Consider the following 4,131-nt stretch of genomic DNA (forward strand, 5'->3'; position numbering starts at 1 on the left):
GAGCCGGCTGGTATCCCCACCTGGTGGAGGAGGCGGGGCCGCTCTCGCTCGAGGTGCATACCCCGCCGGGCCAGCGGGCGCTGGGCAGCGGCTCGCTGGTGGAGGAGTTGGCCACGGCGGATGGCAGGCTCGCCCGCTTCCACCACCCGCGGACCCGCGAGGTGGAGGTCGCTGCCGGTCCCTGGGTACTGCGCGAGCGCGAGGTCGACGGCGTGACCCTGCGGGTGCTCTTCCCGGAGGCACTGGACGCCGCCTTCGGCGCGACCTATATGGAGCGAGCCGCGCACCACCTGGCCGCCTTCCAGGCCCGGCTGGGGCGCCTGCCCCTCGCGAGCTTCAGCATCGCCGCCTCGCCGGCGCCGGTGGGGCTCGCCTTCCCCGGCTTCACCCTGCTCGGTGAGCGCGTCATCCCGCTGCCCTTCATTCCCGACACTTCGCTGCCCCACGAGATCATGCACGCCTGGTGGGGCGCCGGGGTCCAGGTGGACTACGCCGACGGCAACTGGGCCGAGGCGCTGACCACCTACCTGGCCGACCACGCCGTGGCCGAGGCGGCAGGCGAGGATGCCGACCTGCGCCGGGGCTGGCTGCGTGACCTGGCCGCCCTGCCCGCCGCCCACGAACCGATCCTGCGCGACTTTCGCGGCGGCCCCGACCCGGTCGGCCGCCTGATCGGCTACCAGCACGGCGCCCTGCTCTTCCACAGGCTGCGCCAGCGCCTGGGCGATGCCACCTTCGACGCCGCCCTGGTCGCCTTCGCCGAGCGCTGGATGCACCGCACCGCCAACTGGCAGGCCCTGGAGGCCGCCTTCGGCGAGGCGGCGGGCGAGGAGCTTGCCCCCTTCTTCGCCGCCTGGCGCGACCGCCCCAGCCGCCCCGCGCTGGCCCTGGAGGAGGTTCGCTTCGAGGCCGAACCGGACAGCGGCTGGCTGCATGGCGTGCTGGTCCAGCAGGGCGAGCACGCCCCCTGGCCCCTGAGCGTGCCTCTGGTGGTGGAAACGGAAGACGGACCGGTGACCCTGATCCAGCCCATGGAGAGCATTCGCCAGCCCTTCGCCCTGTCGCTGTCGGGGGCCCCTCGGGCGCTCGAGATAGACCCCGACGCGCACCTGCTGCGCCATCCGGGCGCGCTGCCCAGCGTGCTGCGCCGGCTGCTGCTCGACCCCGACACCCGGGTGGTGGCCCTGACGCCCGGCAACACGGGGGAACTGGAAGCGCTGGCCAGCCGGGCCCTGGGCCGCCGGCTCGCGTCGCCGCCAGCCGAGACGGCAGTGGACGGCACGCGGAAGGCCAGCGCGCCGCTGCTGGTGGTCGGCACCACCGACGAGGCCATCGCGTGGCGCGAGCGCCAGGGCCTCACCCCACCGCCACGGGAGGGGCTGGAACAGGCCGGCCGGGCAAGGGTCTGGATGCATCCGGCGCACCCCATCGGCCTGCTCAGCGGCGATGACGCCGAGGGCCTGGCCATGCTCGCCGCGCGACTGCGCCACCACGGCCAGCGCAGCCACCTGGTGCTGGGCGAGGACGGCGAGACCCGCGACGTCGACACCTGGCCGACAGACGAGAATCCGCTGCGCATCGAGTGGGAGGAGTAGCCGACTGGGATGGCCAGCCGCTGCCCAGGCAGGCATCATGGGGGCCGTTTCCTACACCATTCCCGAGGTCACTTCCCCCGATGCGAATCATCATCCGCACCTTCTTCCGCGGCCTGCGCCTGGTGCTGGCCCCGGTCGTCATGATCGCCGAGAAGCTCTCCACCCCGAAATCCATCGAGCGCACGCCCGAGGAGCAGGCCGAGGTCGACCGCGCCTGCGAGAACCTCGCGCTCTACCAGTTCCGCACCTGCCCCTTCTGCGTCAAGGTGCGCAAGGAGATCGCCCGCCTGGGTCTGCCCATCGAGGTGCGCGACGCCCAGCTCCACCCGGAACACCGCCAGGCCCTGGCCGAGGGCGGCGGGCGCATCAAGGTCCCCTGCCTGAAGATCCGCCGGGACGACGGCAGTGACGAGTGGCTCTACGAGTCCGACGCCATCAACGCCTGGCTGCACCAGCGCTTCGGTCAAGCCTAGAGACAGCCCCAATGAACCCGGCGCTTCTCCGTGCCGTCAACGACGGAGATTATCCATCCTCGCGGCTCGGGTCGTGCAGCCAGCAGGCGGCGCCATGGCCGGGGCGCGTCATGAAGTCCGGGGGCACCTCCCGGTCGCATAGCCCCGCCATGGCCTGGGGACAGCGCGGATGGAAGCGACACCCAGCCGGCGGGTCGATCAGGCTCGGCGGTTCGCCGGCAGGCACTTCCCGCTGGCGAGTGGCGTTGGCGGCGTCCGGGTCGGAGAGCGCGGCCAGCAGCGCCCGCGTGTAGGGGTGCTGGGGGGCGTCGAGCAGGTCGTCCACCGGGGCGCTCTCCACCACCTTGCCGGCATAGAGCACGAAGATGCGCTCGGCGTAGTGGCGCACCGTGGCCAGGTCGTGGGTGACGAAGGCCAGAGTCAGGCCACGGTCGCGCTGGATGCCCCGCAACAGCTCCAGGATCTCCACCCGCACCGAGGCGTCGAGCATCGACACCGGCTCGTCGGCGATCACCAGCGCCGGCTCGAGGATCAGCGCCCGGGCGATCACCACCCGCTGCTGCTGGCCACCGCTGAGCATGTGCGGGAACTTGCCGAGGACCTCCTCCACCGGGGTCAGGCGCACCTCCTCCAGGGCCGCGCGGATGCGCCGCTCGCGCTCGGCGCGATCCGTCACGCCGTGGACCTTGAGCGGCTCGGCGAGGATGCGCCGCACGTCCAGGAAGGGCGGCAGCGCGCCGAAGGGGTCCTGCTGCACATAGCCCACCCGGGCCCGCCAGGCCTTGAGCGCGGCGCCCTTGAGGCCGGCCAGCGATTCCCCCTCGAAGCGCACCTCGCCCAGGGTAGGTCGATGCAGGCCCAGCAGGGTCCGCACCAGGGAGCTCTTGCCACAGCCCGACTCGCCGACGAAGGCCACCGCCTCGCCCCGGGCCAGGGTGAAGCTGACGTCATCCACGGCGCGCACTGCTCCCACCCGCAGAAAGCCCCACTGGCGCAGTTCGAACCAGGTGTGCAGGCCACGAGCCTCCACCAGCGGCGTCTCAGCCATGCTCGGCTCCCCCATTCGGCGCATGCAGCCAGCAGCGCACCCGATGGCGGCTCTCGGTCGCCGCTTCACCCGCCCCCTCCCGGGCGCCCCCGCCCGGAACCAACGCCGGCGGTGGCTCGGCGCAGCGGGCGAAGCGTTCGGGGCAGCGCGCGGCGAAGCGACACCCCCCGGGCGGGTCGAGCAGGCTCGGCGGCTGGCCGGGAATGGCCCGCGGGCGCTCGCGCTCGTGGAGCCGCGGCACGCTTTTCATCAGCAGGCGCGAATAGGGGTGGGCCGGCTCGGCGAAGAAGCGCGCCGCGCTGCACGCCTCCACCAGCTCGCCGGCATACATCAGCGCCACCCGGTCGGCCAGCTCGCTGGAAGTGGCCACGTCGTGGGTGATCAGGATGAAGCTGGTGCCCTGCTCCGCCTTGATCTCCTTCAGGACATTCATGATCGCCGCCTGGGTCAGCACGTCCAGCGCCGAGGTGGGCTCGTCGAGGATCACCAGCTCCGGCTCCGCCACCAGCGCCATGGCCAGTACCGCCCGCTGGCGCATGCCGCCGGAGAGCTCGAAGGGGTAGCGGGCCATGAAGTCCAGCGGCAGCCCGACGCGCTGGAACACCTCGGCGGCACGCTCGAGCGCCCGGCGCCTGGGCCAGCGCTTCAGCTCGCGCAGCGGCTCGGCCACCTGCTCGCCCACCTTCACCACCGGGTTCAGGGCGTTCATGGAGGCCTGCATCACCAGCGCCATGCGCGACCACTGCACCTCGCGGCGAAAGCGCTCGTCGGAGAGCTCGCTGATCGGGGCATCGCCCAGGCTGACCCGCCCCCCGAGGTGAGCCAGGTTGCGCGGCAGCAGGCGCATCAGCGCCCGGGCCAGCGAGCTCTTGCCACAGCCCGACTCGCCGAGGATCACCAGCGCCTCGCCGCGCTTCACGTCGAAGCTCACCCCGTCCACGGCGCGCACCGCGCCGCCGCGGGTGCGGTAGTGCAGCGCCAGCTCCTCGACGCGAAGCAGGGGCTCGCCTGCGGC

The 4,131-nt window shown here is 72.7% G+C and carries 4 protein-coding genes; 2 read left to right on the forward strand and 2 right to left on the reverse strand.

Annotated features, from left to right (window positions below; genetic code table 11):
- Both IBX53_RS16210 and IBX53_RS16215 read left to right on the forward strand, forming a co-directional pair.
- On the forward strand, window positions 1-1,595 hold a 1,595-nt coding region (locus tag IBX53_RS16210), incomplete at its 5' end, for a hypothetical protein (RefSeq protein ID WP_290911446.1).
- An 80-nt stretch (window positions 1,596-1,675) separates the two neighbouring features.
- Window positions 1,676-2,068: a glutaredoxin gene (locus tag IBX53_RS16215; RefSeq protein WP_290911449.1), complete on the forward strand. Its 393-nt coding sequence runs from the start codon at window positions 1,676-1,678 to the stop codon at window positions 2,066-2,068.
- A gap of 49 nt (window positions 2,069-2,117) precedes the next feature.
- On the opposite strand, the gene IBX53_RS16220 is transcribed toward IBX53_RS16215, so the two are convergent.
- A complete protein-coding gene (locus tag IBX53_RS16220) occupies window positions 2,118-3,116 on the reverse strand; it encodes an ABC transporter ATP-binding protein (protein ID WP_290911452.1) in 999 nt (332 codons plus the stop codon).
- A partial coding sequence (locus IBX53_RS16225; protein ID WP_290911455.1) for an ABC transporter ATP-binding protein occupies window positions 3,109-4,131 on the reverse strand: 1,023 nt, incomplete at its 5' end. The genes IBX53_RS16225 and IBX53_RS16220, both read right to left, overlap by 8 nt.

It is taken from the genome of Halomonas sp., assembly GCF_014859505.1.
In the GTDB taxonomy this organism is placed as follows: domain Bacteria; phylum Pseudomonadota; class Gammaproteobacteria; order Pseudomonadales; family Halomonadaceae; genus Halomonas.

Excerpts from the sequence above, each read along its gene's own strand:
- IBX53_RS16215 (WP_290911449.1), top strand. The coding sequence starts at position 1,676 with ATGCGAATCATCATCCGCACCTTCTTCCGCGGCCTGCGCCTGGTGCTG.
- IBX53_RS16220 (WP_290911452.1), bottom strand. The coding sequence starts at position 3,116 with ATGGCTGAGACGCCGCTGGTGGAGGCTCGTGGCCTGCACACCTGGTTC.